17 protein-coding genes and 1 pseudogene are annotated in these 20262 nt (G+C 32.6%); 6 read left to right on the top strand and 12 right to left on the bottom strand.

The genetic code is table 11. From position 1 onward, the window contains the following. Positions 1-103 precede the first annotated feature (103 nt). The 3 genes from CVD18_RS07225 (at position 104) to CVD18_RS07215 (ending at position 4620) form a co-directional block, all read left to right on the top strand. Positions 104-2482, top strand: coding sequence for an RND family transporter (locus CVD18_RS07225; RefSeq protein WP_103864774.1), 2379 nt, complete (start codon positions 104-106; stop codon positions 2480-2482). Between the two features lie 22 nt (positions 2483-2504). Further along, positions 2505-3278 carry an outer membrane lipoprotein-sorting protein gene (locus CVD18_RS07220; RefSeq protein WP_103864773.1) on the top strand — a complete coding sequence of 258 codons (774 nt, stop codon included), beginning with the start codon at positions 2505-2507 and terminating at the stop codon, positions 3276-3278. Positions 3279-3411: 133 nt separating this feature from the next. Continuing rightward, positions 3412-4620, top strand: coding sequence for a hypothetical protein (locus CVD18_RS07215; protein ID WP_103864772.1), 1209 nt, complete (start codon positions 3412-3414; stop codon positions 4618-4620). 77 nt (positions 4621-4697) lie between these two features. On the opposite strand, the gene CVD18_RS07210 is transcribed toward CVD18_RS07215, so the two are convergent. The 11 genes from CVD18_RS07210 to CVD18_RS07160 all read right to left on the bottom strand — a co-directional run bounded on the left by CVD18_RS07210 (position 4698) and on the right by CVD18_RS07160 (position 16573). Beyond that, on the bottom strand, positions 4698-6098 hold the full coding sequence (locus tag CVD18_RS07210; protein WP_103864771.1) for a TolC family protein: 1401 nt from the start codon (positions 6096-6098) through the stop codon (positions 4698-4700). A gap of 1 nt (position 6099) precedes the next feature. Next, positions 6100-7449, bottom strand: a complete 1350-nt coding sequence (locus CVD18_RS07205; RefSeq protein WP_103864770.1) for an HlyD family secretion protein — start codon at positions 7447-7449, stop codon at positions 6100-6102. A 6-nt stretch (positions 7450-7455) separates the two neighbouring features. Further along, entirely contained in the window at positions 7456-9123 is a 1668-nt protein-coding gene (locus CVD18_RS07200; protein WP_103864769.1) for a peptidase domain-containing ABC transporter, read from the bottom strand. Positions 9124-9126: 3 nt separating this feature from the next. Then, entirely contained in the window at positions 9127-9801 is a 675-nt protein-coding gene (locus CVD18_RS07195; protein WP_103864768.1) for a TetR/AcrR family transcriptional regulator, read from the bottom strand. Between the two features lie 322 nt (positions 9802-10123). Next, positions 10124-10960 carry a M57 family metalloprotease gene (locus CVD18_RS07190; RefSeq protein WP_103864767.1) on the bottom strand — a complete coding sequence of 279 codons (837 nt, stop codon included), beginning with the start codon at positions 10958-10960 and terminating at the stop codon, positions 10124-10126. Between the two features lie 562 nt (positions 10961-11522). Next, positions 11523-11798 carry an ATP-dependent Clp protease adaptor ClpS gene (locus CVD18_RS07185; RefSeq protein WP_103864766.1) on the bottom strand — a complete coding sequence of 92 codons (276 nt, stop codon included), beginning with the start codon at positions 11796-11798 and terminating at the stop codon, positions 11523-11525. Positions 11799-11854: 56 nt separating this feature from the next. Next, a complete protein-coding gene (gene prmA, locus CVD18_RS07180; RefSeq protein ID WP_103864795.1) occupies positions 11855-12694 on the bottom strand; it encodes a 50S ribosomal protein L11 methyltransferase in 840 nt (279 codons plus the stop codon). 118 nt (positions 12695-12812) lie between these two features. Then, positions 12813-13565: a triose-phosphate isomerase gene (gene tpiA / locus CVD18_RS07175; protein ID WP_103864765.1), complete on the bottom strand. Its 753-nt coding sequence runs from the start codon at positions 13563-13565 to the stop codon at positions 12813-12815. A 63-nt stretch (positions 13566-13628) separates the two neighbouring features. After that, entirely contained in the window at positions 13629-14702 is a 1074-nt protein-coding gene (locus tag CVD18_RS07170) for an ABC transporter permease (protein ID WP_103864764.1), read from the bottom strand. A 49-nt stretch (positions 14703-14751) separates the two neighbouring features. After that, a complete protein-coding gene (locus CVD18_RS07165) occupies positions 14752-15846 on the bottom strand; it encodes a BT_3928 family protein (protein ID WP_103864763.1) in 1095 nt (364 codons plus the stop codon). Between the two features lie 181 nt (positions 15847-16027). Then, positions 16028-16573 (bottom strand): DUF1599 domain-containing protein, encoded by a 546-nt coding sequence (locus CVD18_RS07160; RefSeq protein ID WP_103864762.1) that lies wholly within the window; start codon positions 16571-16573, stop codon positions 16028-16030. Between the two features lie 174 nt (positions 16574-16747). Between CVD18_RS07160 and folP the strand changes: the two genes are divergently transcribed. Beyond that, entirely contained in the window at positions 16748-17572 is an 825-nt protein-coding gene (gene folP / locus CVD18_RS07155) for a dihydropteroate synthase (protein ID WP_103864761.1), read from the top strand. A gap of 60 nt (positions 17573-17632) precedes the next feature. Here the strand turns inward: folP and CVD18_RS07150 are convergent, their stop codons facing one another. Further along, positions 17633-18805 carry an SH3 domain-containing protein gene (locus CVD18_RS07150; RefSeq protein ID WP_146052725.1) on the bottom strand — a complete coding sequence of 391 codons (1173 nt, stop codon included), beginning with the start codon at positions 18803-18805 and terminating at the stop codon, positions 17633-17635. Between the two features lie 193 nt (positions 18806-18998). Here CVD18_RS07150 and cdaA point away from each other — a divergent pair, with 193 nt between their 5' ends. Then, the gene (cdaA, locus tag CVD18_RS07145; RefSeq protein ID WP_103864759.1) at positions 18999-19775 is read left to right on the top strand and encodes a diadenylate cyclase CdaA; all 777 of its coding nucleotides are present in this window, start codon (positions 18999-19001) and stop codon (positions 19773-19775) included. 179 nt (positions 19776-19954) lie between these two features. After that, positions 19955-20224: pseudogene (locus CVD18_RS23455) on the top strand (DUF3667 domain-containing protein); the annotation flags it as partial. Positions 20225-20262: the final 38 nt, after the last annotated feature.

Raw genomic sequence — 20262 nt, 5'->3', positions numbered from 1 at the left:
CTTAGTGAGTAAATCGTCTAAATAATAAAACTCATATCAACAACCTGTATCAGATTGAATTGTATCACACCACAAGTCGACTGGTCAACTAATAAACTAAAAAATGAATGCACTTAAAAAAGCTGGTAACGCTACAAACGCGTTTGCAAAAAAATGGGCAGAATTTGTAATCAAATTCAAATGGGCAGTATTAATTTTTACCCTAATAATCGCATTAGGTCTCGGATCTCAAGGAAATATGGAGTTTGATGGTGATTATCATGTATTCTTCAGTGAATCTAATCCGGAACTCGAAGCTTTTGATGCACTACAAGATAAATACACCAAAGATGATAATGTAGTTATCGTTCTCTCCCCTTCTAATGAGAATATATTTACCAAAGAGAATCTGACTGCTATAGAAGAACTCACAGCAGAAGCGTGGAATACTCCTCATTCTTCTAGAGTAGATGCCATAACCAATTTTCAACATACAAGCGCTCAAGGGGATGACCTTTATGTAGATGATTTGTCGTATGAATCAGCTTCAAAAACAGAGGCAGAAATCAAAATCATCAAAGAAAAAGCATTAAAAGAACCTTTGCTTGTCAATCGTATTATCAATGAAAAAGGAAGTGTAACCGCTATTAATATTACCGTGCGATTACCAGGAAAAGACAGTGCAAAAGAAATACCAGAGGTAACTGCTTTTATAAGAAAAACCATTGCTGATTTTCAAGAAAAACACCCTAACTTTCAGATACATTCATCTGGTTTAGTTCCTCTAAACACTGCATTTTTTGAGTCTTCTATGAGAGATATGATGCTCACTTTAATCATGCTAGTAATTGTTATCATAACCACCTTGATCCTTACACGAAACTTTGTGAGTACGATTGCTACTTTTATCGTAGTTGTATTCTCTATAATGAGTGCTATTGGTTTTGTAGGGTTGATGGGAATTAAGCTTACTCCTCCCTCTTCAGTTTTTCCTACAATGATATTAACCTTGGCTGTAGCAGATAGTATTCATATTCTGATCACAATGTTACAAAAAATGCGTAAAGAAGGGTACGCAAAAAAGGAAGCTCTTGTAGAATCTATACGTCTTAATTTTATGCCTGTATTTATCACCAGTCTAACTACTGTTATAGGTTTTCTGACTATGAATTTTGGAGATGTTCCTCCTTTTTGGGATTTAGGAAACATTACAGCATTCGGGATGACTATGGCTTTCTTGTATTCTACGACTGCACTACCAGCTCTTATGGCTATTTTACCTGTAAAAACTAAAGAGACTAAAAAAGATGTTCAAAAAACAAGTTGGTACACCAGTCTAGGAGAATTTGTAGCCAAACAACCAGTACGACTTACTATTATATCCACAATCATTATAAGTGGTATGACCTACTTGGCCACAAAAAATCAATTTAATGATGAATTCATTAACTATTTTGATGAGACAGTACAGTTCAGAAGTGATACAGATTACATCAGTAAAAATCTAACCGGAATTTACAATGTTGAATTTTCTGTTGGTAGCGAAGAAAGTGGAGGAATCAATAACCCTGAATATCTGCAAAAATTAAATGAATTTGAGAACTGGCTCAATATACAACCAGAAGTTATTCATGTAAATGCATTTAGTGAGGTCGCTAGAAGAGTCAACAAGTCAATGCATGGGGATGATGAATCTTTTTACAAAGTTCCTAATAACCGTGAAGAAGCTGCTCAATACTTATTATTATATGAGCTCTCTCTTCCTTTTGGTTTAGACCTCAACAATCAAATCAATGTTGATAAATCAGAAACCCGAGTAACTGTTACTATACAAAATATATCGAGTTCTGAGATGATTAATTTTTCAAAAAGAGCTGAACAGTGGCTACAGGATAACACTCCAAAACCAATGCATACAATTGCTGTAAGCCCTACTCTTATGTTTTCAAAATTAGGCTTTAGACAAGCAGACAGCATGCTCAAAGGAAATATTATTGCTTTAATCCTAATTTCTTTAGTACTCATGTTTGCTTTACGGAATTTCAAAATGGGACTACTCAGTATCATTCCAAATGTTACTCCTGTATTTATCGGTTTTGGTTTTTGGGCTATGTACAAGGCACAAATCAATACAGGAATGGTCATCGTTTTTGGTATGACCTTAGGGATTATTGTAGATGACACAGTACATTTTATGAGTAAATTCTTACGAGCACGTAGAGAGCTGGGGTATGATGCCAAACAAGCTGTTATCTATGCTTTTGAAACGGTAGGAAAAGCATTGGTAACCACTACAATTGTACTCTTGGCAGGATTTGCAGTGCTTTCTACTTCTTCATTTGCTTTAAACAGTTATATGGCTAGGATTACAGTTATCATCATTCTATCTGCATTAATTATTGATTTCATATTGCTTCCTTCATTACTAATTCTGGTAAGCAAAAAAAGTGAAGTCAAAACACCTGTAAAAGAATTAAACACACAAATACAATTAGACAAATAATAAACAATAAAAATTATCATTTATGAAAACCTTAATTTTAATTGGCCTATCTCTTTTGAGTATCACTTTTTTAACAGCACAAAGTGCCGAAGAACGTGGCTTACAAATTGCTAAAGCTGCTGACAAAGCAGACCAAGGATTTAACAGTTCTATCGTTCATCTAAAAATGACTCTAAAAAATAAAAACGGGCAAACCAGTGAACGTTTGTTGATTACCAAAACTCTGGAACAAACTACCGATGGTGACAAATCATTAATTGTTTTTAATAGCCCCAAAGATGTAAAAGGAACCTCAACTCTTACCTTTACTCATAAAATAGGGTCAGATGATCAATGGTTATTCTTACCCTCTATCAAAAGAGTAAAAAGAATATCCTCTAATAATAAATCTGGGCCTTTTGTTGGTAGTGAGTTTGCTTATGAGGATCTTTCTTCTCAGGAAGTGGAAAAGTATAGCTACAAATTTCTAAAAGAAAATGGAACTCTTTTACTGGTAGAACAAGATCCTGTTGATCCAAAATCAGGATATACCAGACGTATTGTGACCTATAACAAGAGTAAAGGGTATCGCATTGAAAAAATTGAGTTCTATGATAGAAAGAATTCTCTTCTAAAAACACTTACTTATAGTAATTACAAGTTATACAAAGGAAAATTCTGGAGAGCAGGTACATTTACTATGGTAAACCATCAAAGTAATAAAGAAACTGTGCTAAAATTTAGTGAATACAACTTTGAAGCTAATCTTACCGATGAAGATTTTACTCAAGTAGCACTCAAAAGAGCTGGGCAATAAAAACAATTATATAATTGGCATAACAAAATCACAAGGCTCTGTCTGAGCGTTAATTACAGGTTTTTTTGGTTACAAAACAGTTAGTATCACAAACTTGCCTTGTGTTTTTTGTTACTCATAATAAAATAAAAGTATGAATAGTAAACCTATTTATTATCTACTTCTCTTAGTATGCAATATGCATAATATAGCTGCCCAAACGGAAAGCCTAAAAAAGACACATCATGATTTTGAACTAGAATTAGAAGGTGAATACCGTTACTTTTATGATGACGCTCTTTTTGATGAACAGAAAGATCATTTTCCTTCTCTGGCAATACGACCTGAATACAAAGCAGCATGGAATAAAGGATACGAGAGCATCAATTTCAAAGGTTTTTTGCGAGTAGATGTTGATGATGAGCGTACGCATTGGGATATTCGAGAACTATATTATCAAAAGGCTAAGAATAACTGGCAGTTGAATTTAGGAATCAGAAAAGTGTACTGGGGAGTAACAGAAAGCAACCACCTAGTTGATATTATCAATCAAACGGATGCGGTAGAAACTTTTGATGGTGAGAAAAAACTAGGTCAGCCCATGGCTCAGTTTACATGGAATAGCGATAAATTTGGAACTTTTGACTTTTTCTACCTTCCTTATCATCGCAAACGTACGTTTGCAGGTGATAAAGGGAGATTGCGTTTTGCTACGGTTATCGATAAAGATGATTTAGGCTATGAGAGTGGTGCTGAAGAGTGGAGACAAGATGCTGCTTTTCGTTGGAATCACTATTTTGGTATTTTTGACATTGGGCTTTCTCATTTTTATGGAACTGGTAGAGAACCTTTGTTTTTGTTTGATACCACAGGTAACATCAATGCTTTTTATCCTATCATCAATCAAACAGGATTAGATTTACAGATTACGCATAATGCTTTTTTATGGAAACTGGAGTCTATCTATCGTCATGCAAAGGCACAAGACTTTTTTGCAATGGCAGTTGGGTTAGAATACACTTTTTCTAATATTGACAGAAATGGTCTTGATATTGGATTATTAGCCGAATATTTATATGATGAGCGAGATGAACTTGCATTGAATGCTTTGCAAAATGACATCTTCTTTGGTAGCAGAATCGCTTTCAACGATACTCAAGACACATCAATACTATTTGGGGGAATTACTGATCTAGAGTCTAGTAGTACTATTTTTAGTCTTGAGGCTTCAAGGCGTTTTGGTAGTAGTTGGACTGCCGCTATAGAAGGTCGTATTTTTAATGATATTGATAAAGATGAATTGATCTTATCCAATTTTAGAGAGGATAGCTTTTTTAGAATCTCTATATCAAAATATTTTTAAACCAAATTGTACAGTAGAACATAGCTCGTCTTATAACTAATAGTTTTTCTACTGTACAACTTGTTTTTTTTTTCTAACTACAATCCTACTGGATTTATAGCCAAACTATTAAATAGTTTGGCTTTTGTTTTAAGAAATTTATTCTGCATTTTTACTTCTTTGAGTCTAGCGTCGATAAGACTACGTTCTCTATAATTCACAATAAATAAAGAACTCTCTCCAAAACTAAATTTACGTTCCTCAGCAGTAAGTAATGTGTTATAATCCTTGACGATATCTTTGATTAACTTATTTTGGTCTGTAAAAGATGATAATTCTGCATAAATCGTCAGAATTTTATTCTTGATTTTTAACTGAGTGGACTCTAGTTCAAATTTAGCATCTTGTACTTTATATTTTGCCATTTTTAAATCTCCTCGTTCTTTTCTTAGAAATAGAGGAAAACGAAACCTAACTCCTCCTTTATAATCTGCGGTATTATAAGACACTGCTTCTCTGGGATATTCTGTCAAAAACTTGTATTCCAGATTGATTTTTGGCAATAGCTTATTTGCTTTTAGTTTCTTATCTATTTCTAATCTTTTCACCTTATAATTGAGTGCTATTAATTTAGGATGGTTTTCTACCGTATAATCACTCAAAGGCAGATCATTTATCTCTAATGTAGTATCTACACTTTTTTCGAGTTCATTTTCAGGAACAACATTAGATTGTAATTCTACTGGAGTATTCTCTATCCATAAAAAATTAGATACTATTAATTGCTTTTTGATTAATTTAATTTTTGCTTGCTCTAGACTAAGTACTCTATTCTGAAAAGTAATTTTGGCTTCTACAGTATCTATACTTGCTTTATCACCAGCCAAAGCGCTTTTTTTGACTCCTTCAAAACGCATTTTTGCATTCTGTACAAAATTGGCATAAATCTCTTTTTCATTATACGCTTGTACCCAATCAAAATAGGATAATGCGGCATCATGTAAAACCTGGTTTACCAAAAGATCACGATCTGCTTTGGTTTGCTTTTTAAAGAGTTTCGCTTTTTTTAAGGCAGCCATTCTATCATTAATCAATAAGCCTTGTGCCACATCAATAGAAATTCCTGCATTAAAAAGACCGTCTTGCGGAACTACATTTTGAGGATTTAGATAATACCCTTCATTTTGTTCAAAACCTCCTTTTAATTCTATCCCATACCAAGTAGGGATTTTGAATGTCGCATTTAATAAATCATAATATTCTTTCTCTTTAAATTTTTTACGATCATAGTCTATTTCTATCTTTGGATCAAAGCCTCCTCTGGCTTTCATGAGGCTTGCTTGTCCAATACTAATAGTTAATTCAGCCTGTTTAGCTATTGGGTGGTACTTTTTTACATAGCCTAAATACTCTTTAAAATCTAATACGATAGTATCTTTTTGCTGAGAATAAAGAGAGTTTACCAACAAAAACAAGGAAAACAAAAAATAGTTTTTCATTTTATTTTTTTTCAGATTTGGCTATTTTTTTATTGGGTTGATAATAGTTTGGCGGAAAACCACTTAACTGTCTCCATAGCTCATACCATATGGGTACATCATCTAATAAAGCAATGGTTATCGCTCCTGATCCTACTTGTATTTTTGGCCATTTATGGTCATCTGGATCTGGAGCAATGAGAATTCTGTATTTTCCGTTGTCACTAATAAAAGTTTCTATAGCTACAATTTCTCCTCCATAAGTTCCGTAAGAAACATTAGGCCATCCGCTGAATACTATTGCTGGCCATCCATCAAATCGTATCCTTGTTTTTTCTCCTAGATGAATCAATGGTAAATCAATAGGTCTTACATATGTTTCTACTGCCAAGTCATATTCTGATGGCATGATATTAACAAGTTTTTCTCCTTCTTTGAATGTCTCTCCTACTCCAGAACGCAATGTTTTATTTATAAAACCATTTTGTGGCGCTTTTATATAATGCATATCACTTCGCCTCTCGTAGTTTGTATATTGGTTCTCTAGTTTGGTTACTTGTGCTTCTGCATCAAATTGATTAGATGTTGCCGTAAACTTATCGCTCTGAGATTTTGATATCTTATCTGTATATGCTGCCATTACACGACTAATCTCTACCTGAGCATTGATGATTTCATTTTTGCTTGCCAATAACTTATTTTTCTTAGATACTAGTTTTGCTTGGGTTTCCTGAAGCTTTAACCTCTTTCCTTCTACATCTGTCAATGACTTTAATCCTTCCTTTTCTAATTGTACTATACGATCATATTGTCGTTCTGCTATATTTATATTCGTTTTTGCCGCTTCATACTCAATACTATCACTTTGCACTTTTAACTTAGACTGTAAAAGCTTATTTTTTGCTTGTTGCAGTTTTAGAGATCGCTCACTTTGCAAAGCTTGTATCTGATTTCCTATGGCTTTTACTTTTCCTTCATACGACGATACTGCCATAGATTTGGCACGTATTTGCTTACCTGTTCTCTCTATTAGATTGGGGTCAAAATATTCATTTTTTACTTCGGAAATAAATAAGATAGTATCTCCTTTATTAACAAAATCTCCTTCTTTCACATACCATTTTTCTATCCTACCAGGAATCGGAGATTGTATTGTCTGCGGTCTTTGGTCAGGTTTTAGCGTGGTCAAAAAACCATTACCAGAAACATTTTGAGTCCAAGGAAGAAACAATACCACTACCACCAAAATGGCAAAGATTTTTAAAAATCTATTAAAATACTTATAGTGCCTTTTATGAAGGACTTTTTTCATTGCATTATAATTAGAAAGGTCTACTTTCTTATTTAAAGTATTATGAGAAATATTTAGCATAACTTTCTATTTATCGTCTATAATTTTACCTCTTTCAATATTCATTTTTCTAGTACATCGTTGTCTCCATTTTTGGTTTTGACTTACAACAATTAGTGCCCAAGGGCTTGAGGGTTCTGTAAGAAAATCCATAATTCTAGTTACCTCATCATCATCAAACTGATCTAGCGGATCTTTTAAAATCAATAATTTTGGTTTATTGATGATACTTCTTGCTAGAACTACTTTTTTGGATATGGTATATGCTATTTGTTTTCCTTCTGGATAGAGTATCGTATTCAATCCTGCTGGTTGTTCTTTTACAAATTGTGTTAATCCAACCTTTTCTATTGCCCAATACACATCTTGCATTGGTATAGAGGTGTCTCCAAAAGTGATATTTTCTAAAATACTTCCTTCAAAAGGGGATTCTTCTGCCAGTGATTGTCCTATATGAGATCTGTAATAGTTTAGATTTACACCTTTTAGATCAACATTGTTTATATATATATTTCCGTTATCGGGTTCTATAAGTCCTACTATCAATCGTAATAATGTAGACTTACCAGCACCATTGGCCCCTTGTATCAAAATTTTACTATTCTCATCTATAGTCAAAGACACGTCATCAATAATTTTTCTTTTACTGTCGGGGTTAACAAAAGAAACAGTATCAAGTTCAACAATAAAACCTTCATCTTCTTTAAACGGTTTTTCTCCTCCTTGTGGTTCTAACTCTTTATCTACAACCTGCCCTAATTTCTCTAAAGAGGTCAATACATCATAAAAAGTTTCTAGTCCTGCAATTAGCTTTTCTACAGAACCTATTACTAATACAATAATAATTTCTGCCGCCACAAATTGACCTATATTCATCTCTTGATTAAGAACCAAAATACCCCCTATCAATAAGAGGCCTGCAGTAACAAGTACTTTGAACCCTATCAATTGTATTAGTTGGACTACAAGAACTTTGAAATGCCCTTCTCTTTCTTTCAGGTATTCTGTAACCAAAGCATCATTTTTTTGTAGTGCCAGATTGGTTTTACCTGATAGTTTAAAACTTACAATAGATCTGGCTATTTCCTGAATCCAATGCGCTACTTTGTATTTATTTTTGGATTCTTTAAGGCTAGTTTCTAATCCTTTTTTTGCTGTGTATTTAAAAACTATATATACCAATACTAATAATAACAGCCCATAAATGATAAAAAACGGGTGATAAAAAGACAGTAACATTAACCCAAAAATAATTTGCAAAATAGCCGATGGAAAATCAACCAATATCTTTGCCAAGCCTTTTTGTGTTGTTAATGTATCAAAAAAGCGATTCGCTAATTCTGGTGGGTAATAGTTACGCAACTCACTCATTTTTATTTTTGGAAACCGATACGAAAATTCAAAAGAGGCGCGTGTGAAAATTTTCTGTTGAACATTTTCTATAATACGAATTTGCATTAATTGCAGCAATCCAACAAAGACCACTCCTATTGTTACCAAAACTACCAAAACAATCCATGATGTACTAATCTGTGCACTTTGTAGTAAGTTTATAATTGCTTGTATTCCCAAAGGAAGGGACAGGTTTACCAACCCCGCAAATATTGCATAATAAAATGTTTGTAAAATATCTTTTTTATCAAGTTTTAAAAGCCCTATTAGTCTTTGCCAAGAGGTTAAAACGTTTTTGATCATATATTACTTCTTTATTGAATTAAATACTAGGTCTATAAAATATTCTGTAGGAGTTACTTTTTTATTGCAGTCTGTTAATGAAGGAAAGTGATCTGCCAAAAAATGTTGGTGCATTGCGCCTTCTATTATAGTACTGGACAAACTAGAAGGATATGCATAGACGTTATCAACATCTTTAATCATATCGGTAAGTCGTATTACCAGTCGTTTATATATAGAAAAATACCCTTCTTTATTCTCTTCATCTACTTCTTTTGTCAAATATGACTTAGAATATTCATTGATAACAATCTGATTAAGTAATACCTCGTTTATATGAGAAAAAGAGGTATCTTCTTTTACAGATCTTGTAATGATCTCAATCCCTTTTCTTAGTTTATTCTTTGAATCAGGAATACTATTGGTTGCAAACACCAATTGATACTCTAGCCATCCCCAATACCAAGAGGTTAGATATAAAAGTAATTTATGTTTATTTTCAAAATAGCGATAAACAGAGCTTTCATTAGACCCTATTTTTTCTCCAAGCTTCTTAAAAGTAAACTTATCAAACCCTATTTCATGAATCATAAGAATACTATGCTCGATAATTCTTTTTCCTAAATCTGATGATTCAGGGTCTTTAATATAAATTTTGTCATTGACTCTAACCTTTAAATCCTGAAGCAAATATTTCATATTAATATATTTTCGCCCAAAGATAATAGTATTACTATCACAATATAGTAGATTAACTTTTATTTAACCTATTAAACCCCCTTTATGCAATAGAAAATTTACTACGAAACTCTATTGCATAAAGCGGATTAAACAAAAAAAAGTGTCATTTAAAAAAACCTGAATAAGAATAATTTATTCACCAAAAACACATGATTACAATCAATGAATCAACATTTTACATGGTATCGCAGAATACATTAAAAAGACAAAAAAAGCCATCCCTAGTTAACAGGATGGCTTTCATAAAACGTTCAAAGCTTATCTAATATATTACTATTTTTTAATACAGTGCATTAATTGCTGTTATATCACTACTTGAGAATTCTCCATCATCACTAGAGTTAAAACACGCAAGCATTATAGAATCTTCAAACTGAGAACTAGGTGTACCTGGTATTAAAACCGCCCCTACTCCTGCTTGTCCTTCATTCGTATTTTCATTACAACTTTGACGAGATACCCAATCCTGATGGCGAAATCCTATAGAATGCCCGATTTCATGAGTCATTACATGCTCTATTACATTCGTATTAAACGAATCTGTACCTTGGTTGATTTGAATCCACTTATGCGCTTTTCCTCCGCTAGGAAAACCTGCAGACCCTCCGCCTCCAGAAGCTCCATTATTATACACTACCATATCTGCATTTGTTGACGCACTAAAAGATAAAGTGAAATTTAATGAATTGTTTAATGCATTATAGTTATTTACTGCCCACTGTAATGCTGTTTGCATCTTACTGGTCAACGCATACCCAGACCCAGTATATCCGATAACGCTAATGTTTCTATTAGAACTAGATACTAGGTTATTTGTTCTGTACTGCTTTTGACCTCCTGCTACAACTTCTAATTCTTCGAATTTTTGAAGCCCCGAAAAAGGAACTGTTATATCCCCTGAAACCAAGAAATTTTCTGAGGTTCCATCAGGAAAAGCTATTTTCTCTACAGTAACATTATCTGTATTAATCCCCATATTATACAACTTTGACAGTTGATCTTTTGTTGGGGTTAAAACTGCTTCTTGTTGTGTTTCGTTAGAAATGTCTTCTTTTTGACAGGATGTTACGAACCCTGCTACGATAGCACAGAGTGCTAATACTTTGATTTTTTTCATTTTTAATTAAGTTGAATTTGTGTAGTTATTTTAAACTAAAAATAGAATTGTTACCTTCTATCCTAAATACAATTATGTAGAAAGCTTTGAACTTTTCTATTTTTTTGCGGTTTGAAGATATGATATTTTTTTTGAAAAAAAAGTTAATTTTTTACACTATTCTCTAAAAATACGGTTAAACCGTAGGTTTTTTTTAATTAAAATCAAAAAAACATATTTTTAGCCACCCAACAAAATCGACAAAATACACAGATAACTCTTACAAAAACATACAACTAAAGCATTTAAACAAAAGGGAAAAAAGAATGTTAAAGAAAACTTAATCATATATAAGGAAATACAAAAAAGAAAGTTTTTTCTTACAAATAAAGAGAATCAAGATTACGTATGTTAAATTTTACCTTGTTTTTAAATATTTAACAAAAAAGCAAAAAAGTGTACTCATATGTAACAGCAAAATGCAACTCTTTAGTTCCAAAAAAATAAAATAAAACCAAAAAAAAGTCCATAATTTTATGGACTTCTTAATTTTCTTATCAAAAAATGGTTGCAAATTAGTCAATCATACAATCTCTGCACTAAGTCCTGCTTCTAACAATTTAGAACACCTAGGCACTAATTCCTCATAAACTCCAGTTTTTACTGTACATTTCCCTTTATAATGTACCAATAATGCGCATTGTTCTGCTTGTACTGGTGTATGCTCACATGAATAGATTAAAGTTTCTATAACATGATCAAACGTATTCACATCATCATTATACAAAACAATCTCGCTATTGCCTTGTTCTACCGTTTTTTCTAAAACTTCTTCTAAAACTTTTTCCTGAGTACTCATAGGGGGTATTTTATGCAAATATACTAACTTCGTATTTTATAATCTCAATAAATATATCACTTTACATCATAAGATGCTGCTATCCAATTATTTCTAACAAAATTATCATTAAAAATTAAGTTATGCTTACTACATTCGTTGGTGATCATATCCAAATCCTCTTGATAAAACCCACTTAGAAACAGTTTCCCTCCTGTTCTTAAACATCTTGCATAATATTGAATATCATTAAGTAATATATTACGATTAATATTTGCTATAATGATATCATATTCTTTTCCTGACAACAAAGAAGCATCTCCTTCATAGGTCGTAATATTTTTGCAATGGTTACGCGCTACATTTTCTACCGTATTCAAATAACACCAATTATCAATATCGATAGCATCAGTTAATCCTGCCCCTCTCATTTCTCCTAAAATTGCCAAAACACCTGTACCACACCCCATATCCAATACTTTTTTATTTTTCATATCAGTTTTCAAAATATGTTGAATCATCATATGCGTGGTCTCATGATGTCCTGTACCAAAAGACATTTTAGGCTCTATAATGATATCATACTTTGTATCTGGTTTATCATGAAACGGAGCTCTCACACTACACACATCATCTACAATAATGGGGTTAAAATTTTTCTCCCATTCTTTATTCCAATTGATCTGTTCTATTTCTTCAACTTTATAATCTATCGCAAACTCTCCTGAATTCAAGACATAAATTTCTTCGAGAATTTTTTCATTCCACTCACTCTTTTGTATAAAAGCATTAACTCCTTCTTCTGTTTCTACAAAGCTTTCGAACCCAGCATACCCCAACTCTGCCACTAATATTTCTGTAGCAGGCTGAACAGGTGATACTTTAAAGTAATATCCTATATATATTATGTCTGACATTTCATTATTTTTATATCGAGGCAAAGTTACTCTATTACCACAAAATATACCTAATAAAAAAGCATCCCATATAAATGAGATGCTCTAGAATTATCACTTCTATTGAAGTGTTTATTTTTTAGATTGCATTTACTATAGCTGTAAAATTATCTGCATCTAATGATGCTCCGCCAATTAATCCTCCATCTACATCTGTTTTTGCAAAAATTTCTTGTGCATTCGCTGGTTTTACACTTCCACCGTACAAAATAGAAACTTGATCTGCTATATTTTGGTCAAAGGCTTGTGCAATAGTTTTACGAATAAAAGCATGCATTTCTTGTGCTTGTTCTGGAGATGCTGTTTCTCCTGTTCCTATAGCCCATACTGGTTCATATGCTAAAACTACATTTTTCCAATCTGCAGTATTGATATGAAAAAGCCCTTCTTTTAATTGGTTCTCAACCACTGTAAAATGAGCATCGTTTTTACGATCTTGTAATTCTTCTCCAAAACAAAAAATCACAGTCATCTCATGTTGTAATGCTGTATTCACTTTATTTGCAAGCAATTCATCTGTTTCTCCAAAATAAGCTCTACGCTCACTATGTCCTAATATCACGGTTTCTACTCCAATGTTTTTAAGCATATTTGCAGAAATCTCTCCTGTATAGGCACCATTTTCTGCCTGATGCATATTTTGTGCTGCCACAACAATATCAGTTCCTCCTAGAGCTTCTTTGGCTGTATGCAGATTTGTAAATGTAGGTGCTACAATTACTTCTGCATCAGATGATCCCCCTAACTTAGCTGTCAAATCTGACAACAATGTTTTGGTTTCTGCCAGGTTTTTATTCATTTTCCAGTTTCCGGCTACAATTTTTTTTCTCATTTAATTTAAAATTTTATGTATTTGGTTAATAGTGTGGTTACTTATTCTTAAGATATTAAGTTATCAAGTCCTTATCCTTGGATCCAACCATCCGTATATTATATCGACAAATATATTGATTAGTATAAACATAGTTGCTATTACTAATACAGATCCCATAATTACTGGCAGGTCTAATGTATTTAATGCATTTACTATTTCTTTCCCCAATCCATTCCATCCAAAAATATATTCTACAAATACTGCTCCTGCCAACATAGATGCAAACCACCCTGATACTGCAGTAACTACAGGATTCAACGCATTTTTTAGTGCATGTTTCCTGATGACATCAAATGTTGAAAGCCCTTTTGCTTTTGCGGTACGAATATAATCATGACTCATTACTTCTAATAATGAATTACGCATTAATTGTGTAACTACTGCCAAAGGGCGTATACCCAATACCACTGATGGGAGTAATAAGTTTTTCCACTGTATATAACTTCCTTCTCCAAAGTCATCTACTTCATACAAACTTCCCGTCATATTGAGGTTTGTATATTCTCTCAGCACATACCCGAACAACCATGCAAAAATGATGGCACTAAAAAAAGAAGGAACGCTCATCCCTAATGTGCTCAATAACTGAATCATTTTATCTGGCCATCTATCTTTTGTCAAAGCACTTATAATTCCTAACAAAACCCCTAAAATGATTGCTATTGATATAGCAAATACCGCCAAAATAGCGGTATTAGGTAGTGTTTCTTTAATTACTTCGCTCACTTTCTTTCCATTCTTTTGAAAAGATTCTCTTAGGTATGGAAATTTGAACACTATCACCTTATTACCAATCTCTAAAAGATCAAATCCTGTATATTTTTCTTTATCATAATATGAGAAATCATCAGGGTTTGTACTATGAATCGAAACTGGAGAGAGGTCATTAAGATAGTATAAATATTGTGTTGATATTGGTTTATCAAAACCATATTTTTTCTTTACATTTTCTAACTGCTCTTTTGTTTCGTTTTGCCCTAACATCATCTGCGCAGGATCACCAGGAAGAATTGTGAATAACATAAAAATTACAGTTACCACACCTATCAAAGTAAGCAAAGCATATCCGATTTTACTGATGAGATAACTCCCCATTTTTATTTTGAGTTTCCTTTTTTATTTAATCAACAGGTCTTGCTACTTTTTACAAATCAATTTTCCCTGCATCATTCCAATGTAATTTTTCTATGATGGTTCCTTTTTTGAGTTTCATAACCCCAGGATTTGATCGTATAATTGTTTTCAAAGCAGTTTCATCTGTTGTATAAAAATCAAACTCTAGACCAAACTGTTCTTGTTTTTTGGCAATATCTTCTGGCATAGAAGCGGTAAGTCCTATTACCTCATACCCTTGAGACTTTGCTTTATCTGTAATCTTTTTTATAGCATGAAAACCTTCTGTCTCACTTTTTGATAAATTATAAGTCACAATAATAATTACATTTTCTTTCTCTAAAAATTTTGCGGTATAATCTTCTCCTCCTTTTTCTATAGAAAAATCATGAATTGGGGGTTCGTACCCTTCTTCAACTGTTTTGGTTTCAACCTCAATAAAATCGCCTTCTACTTTTGGGTAGTCTCCTCCAGTTGTTATAATTTTTTCTTCTCCGTTGACATTAAATTTCCATAGGTATTCAAACACAGCTTCTGGCGCCCCTTCTGGAACCTCCATACCTGCCTGAATATTTGTTCCTTCTTTATATGCTCTAAAATCAAGAGCCGGAAGATGCATCAAAACATAATATGCAAATCCTAGACATGCTGTAAAAGAAGCAAATACTATCCACTTGTGAGCTGTAAGAGGCTGCAATGGTGTTATATACTTTCTCCCAAAGAACAATATCAAAATAAACACTAATAAAATCAAATCTTTGGTAAAAGACTCCCACGGCGTCAATGGTACTGCATCCCCAAAACACCCACAGTCTGTAACCTTATTGAAATAGGCTGAGTAAAACGTAAGAAACGTAAAAAAGAGTATCATTAATAATAATGACCATACCGTAAACTTTGATAGATACCCTAGTAATAAAGTAACTCCTAGTATGATTTCAAAGATCACCAAAAAAACCGATATCAATAATGCAAAAGGAATAAGGAATTCTAAATTAAGGACTCCTTCTCCAAAATATTCCTGAAGTTTATAGGAAAATCCTAAAGGGTCATTTAGTTTTATAAATCCCGAAAACAAAAAAAGTGCGGCTACAAATATTCTTGAGAAAGTAACTAATATTTTCATCTATGCATTTATATTTTTACTAATCAGAAAGTCGTCTAGATTCTATTTTTTTTTGATTCCTATCAAAAGCATATTATCTATATCGACCTCTCATTCTAATTACTGTTTTTTTATAGTACAATTTGCACAAGATACTATGGTTTACAGCTTATCACTCTCAGTTTAACAGTATTTTATACATCTAGTTATCTGCCTGGCCAAGGTGAATCATGGCAAAAACAGCATAATTAATCATATCTTGATAATTTGCATCAACCCCCTCACTCACCAAGGTTTTACCTTTATTATCTTCAATTTGTTTTACTCTCAGTAATTTTTGCAAAATTAAATCTGTAAGAGAGCTCACTCTTAAATCACGCCAAGCCTCTCCATAATCATGATTCTTATTCATCATCAATTCTTTGGTTATACCAATATGCTTATTATACAGTTCTGTTGCTTCCTCTGGTGACAAATCTGGCTGTTCTGCTATTCCTTTTTCCAACTGAATCAATGCCATTATACTATAATTAATAATTCCAATAAATTCAGGAACTTCACCTTCATCTACTTTGCGCACTTCATTTTCTTGAAGACTTCTTATTCGTTGTGCTTTTATAAAAATTTGATCTGTCAAAGAAGGTAATCTCAAAATTCTCCATGCACTACCATAATCTGTCATCTTTCTACTAAAAAGATCTCGACAATTATTAATTACTATATCGTATTGGGTAAATGTATCTTGCATATAACTGTTGAATTTTGCGTAAATTTCGCTTTAATATGGGAATTAAAAAAATCATATGCCAAGTTTGAAAATAAAATCCATAAAATTAACCCATAACTATTCTATCAATCCCTCTCAAAATGAACACTGATAGATTACATTTGCTTATTAAAACAAATAAACGAAATATCAATAATGACTATCAATTGCAAAGGCTCTTTACTTGATCTCTCTACTCCAAAAGTAATGGGAATTCTTAACCTTACTCCTGATTCTTTTTATGATGGAGGAAAGTACAAAAACGAAAATGACCTCTTACAACAAGCAGAGAAAATGCTTATTGATGGTGCAACTTTTATTGATTTGGGAGCATATTCTTCTAGACCAGGAGCTATTCATATATCTGCCGAAGAGGAAAAAAAAAGAATCTTACCTATTGTCTCCTTATTACTTGATAAATTCCCAAAAACCTTGGTCTCAATTGATACTTTTAGAAGTGAAATAGCACAGTTATGTATCCAAGCTGGAGCTGCACTTATTAATGATATTTCTGCGGGAAAGATGGACGCTAATATGATTCCTATAGTTGGACAACTAGGTGTTCCCTATATAATGATGCACATGAAAGGAACGCCTCAAACTATGAAATCTATGGATCATTATGACAATATGTTACTTGAAATAAACTCCTATTTTGCCGAAAGAATTGCAGAAGCCAGAAAACATAATATACATGATATTATTATTGATCCAGGGTTTGGTTTTGCTAAAAATATTCCTCAGAACTTTGAGCTTTTAAAAAAATTAAAACTTTTAAGCATACAAGATGTTCCTCTTCTTGCGGGGTTATCTAGAAAATCTATGATTTATAAAACACTAGACACTTCTCCCAAAGAAGCTCTAAATGGCACTACATCACTGAACACAGTTGCGCTTCTTAATGGCGCTTCTATTCTACGAGTTCATGATATTAAAGAAGCTATAGAATGTATTAATCTAGTCAATATGATGATTAGCTAATAACATTTTCACTTTCTTTTATCCGTTCTATAAAAGTCAAAATGCTACTACTACTCATAACTAAGGAAAAATAGAAAAACTATATCTTTTTGGCTTTCTCTTTTTGAATGAAATATTTATCAAGGCGTACTCAAGCAAATAAAACTGATATTCCTCTGGATAATTACCATCATATTCTACCCATTTTGACACTGCATCAACAAACTTTTCTTCTGTAGTTTTATTATTTATCACAAAATCGTTTATTACAAATGCGTTATTATCTGACTGCAAAGAGATCCAATCAACTTCTGCAATATTTTTTTCCTGATCTACCACAAATTCTGCATTGCTATATTGATACCTTTGATCCCCACTAAAACAACAATCTTGTTCTTTTTTCAAAATCTTTAAGGGATCTCCCATAACTTTAATCAATTGAGAGAGCGGTAATGTTTCATAATTAGAAAATTTGACTCCATTAATTACCAGATACGTACTTTCTGACACCCCTATAGCATGTAGCTTTTCAAAAGGCACTCTATGCTCTCCTGCTTTTGCCAATTTGAGATTTAGTTTGGCTGCATACATTTGCTTTTCATCTTTTAATTGATTTGCCAATTCAAGGAATCGTTCTAATGCGGGAATCTTGGATTCTCCTGATTTCCATGAAAACTCTACCATGCGCTCTCCTACTTGTTTTCTTTTTTTGAGATCTGATTTAGGAATAGCATCAAATTCTTCATACAATTCTTTCATACTTGGTTTTTGCCCCAAATATTTTTGTTGCACAAAATAATTTCCCACATTTACCCATTCTTCAGGATTACATGGATAAAAAGTAATTCTCACTACTGTCCCCATCGTAAAAACAGTTCCTATCTTGGCTTTTTTACTTGGCTGCTCTCTTCCTATCAATGAAGCTACTTGTGTATAAAGGTGTGGTGAGCCATACTGATTATTTTCATCAATGATAGGAGGAGGAGGTGATGTAAATTTATCTCCAGCATTCAATGTTTCTACAAGGAACCTTTTTTTTACATACCCTATCATATTATTATCAACTTTTACTTTTGCCCATTCTTGATCCTCAGAAGTAATTTCTACCAGAGCATCACGTAATAAAATCCCTTTTACTATTCCCTCTTCTTTTGGTTGTTCATAAAGGTCTGTTGGAGAAACCACCCACACATTTTGAGCACATATAGAGTGACCACACAAAAACAATAGAAATAAGCATTTTACATTCCACATATGATAACATCTTTAATTTACTGATACAGTTAGAACAAGTGAACCTAACTATTATTTACCTCTTTACCCAATAAAGAAACAAAATAAGAATCTATTTTATCCCAAAAACACAAAATAACTATCCATGGTTTTTATCTTGCTTTTCAAAACAAGGTTTCATTAATTTTTCTATTTTTACAAAAACGCCCGAATTTTGGATCTAATAGACCTGAGAATACTTGATGTACTCGATATTGTGCTTGTAGCTTTTTTGCTATATTATATCTATAAGCTAGTAAAAGGTACTGCTGCTATTAACATTTTTATTGGTATTGTCATTATTTATCTTGTCTGGAAACTTACTCAGTTTCTTGCCATGGAAATGTTAAGTAGTGTTTTGGGGGAATTTATTGGAGTTGGAATGTTTGCTCTAATCGTTGTTTTTCAACAGGAAATTAGAAATTTCCTCCTCATGATTGGATCTACCAATTTTGGAAGAAGGCGTAAGTTTTTCAGACAATTAAAATTTATCAGAGATACTCCTGAAGATAGTATTACTAATATTACTGCAATTGTTCTAGCTTGCAATGAAATGAGCAAAACGTATACGGGAGCATTAATTGTTATCAAAAGAACTACTTCATTAGATTTTGTAAAAACTACTGGAGATTCTATGGATATCCAAGTAAACGCACCTATTATAGAAAGTATCTTTTATAAAAACAGCCCACTTCATGATGGAGCAATGATTATAGAAGAAAATCAGATAGTCGCCACCAGAGTTATTCTACCAGTTACCAATGACACCAACATACCTTTACGTTTTGGGCTACGCCATAGAGCTGCCGTGGGTATTACAGAAAAAACTGATGCACTAGCTCTTGTAGTAAGTGAAGAAACAGGTAAATTATCGTATATAAAAAATGGGGCGTTTGTAATCTACAAAACAGATGAGGAGCTAATAGAAAAAATAAAAAGAGATTTGGATTAATGAGTAACCTTATTAGCATTACAAATTGTAAAAATTGTGGGTTGTATATAGAAAACTATACTTTTGCCCTGATTGTGGTGCTAAAAAAATCACAAAACGTATTACTTTCAAGAATCTATTTTCTGAATTTATTGATCGTTTTTTTAATCTTGATAATTCATTTATAAAAACATTTATTTACCAAACCCGAAGCGGTTATTGATGGATATATTCACGGTCTCAGAAAACAATATATAAATGCTTTTGGGTATTTTGCTATCTCTCTAACTCTTACTGGACTGTATGCTTTTCTCACAAGAGATCGCTTTTCTCAACTTATGACAATAGCAAAAAGTATTTCTAAAAAGCAAATTGAAGTTCAACAAGATGTGCTAGACATAACTTTTCAATACCAATCGGTAATAAACTTAGGCTTAGTTATGATTTGTATATGTTTTATCTTAGCCTAAATTTTATTTTTGATGATTCCTGAAGATTTCAAAGACTT

It is taken from the genome of Aquimarina sp. I32.4 (assembly GCF_002924285.1).
GTDB lineage: Bacteria > Bacteroidota > Bacteroidia > Flavobacteriales > Flavobacteriaceae > Aquimarina.
This window is presented reverse-complemented; position numbering and strand designations above follow the sequence as displayed.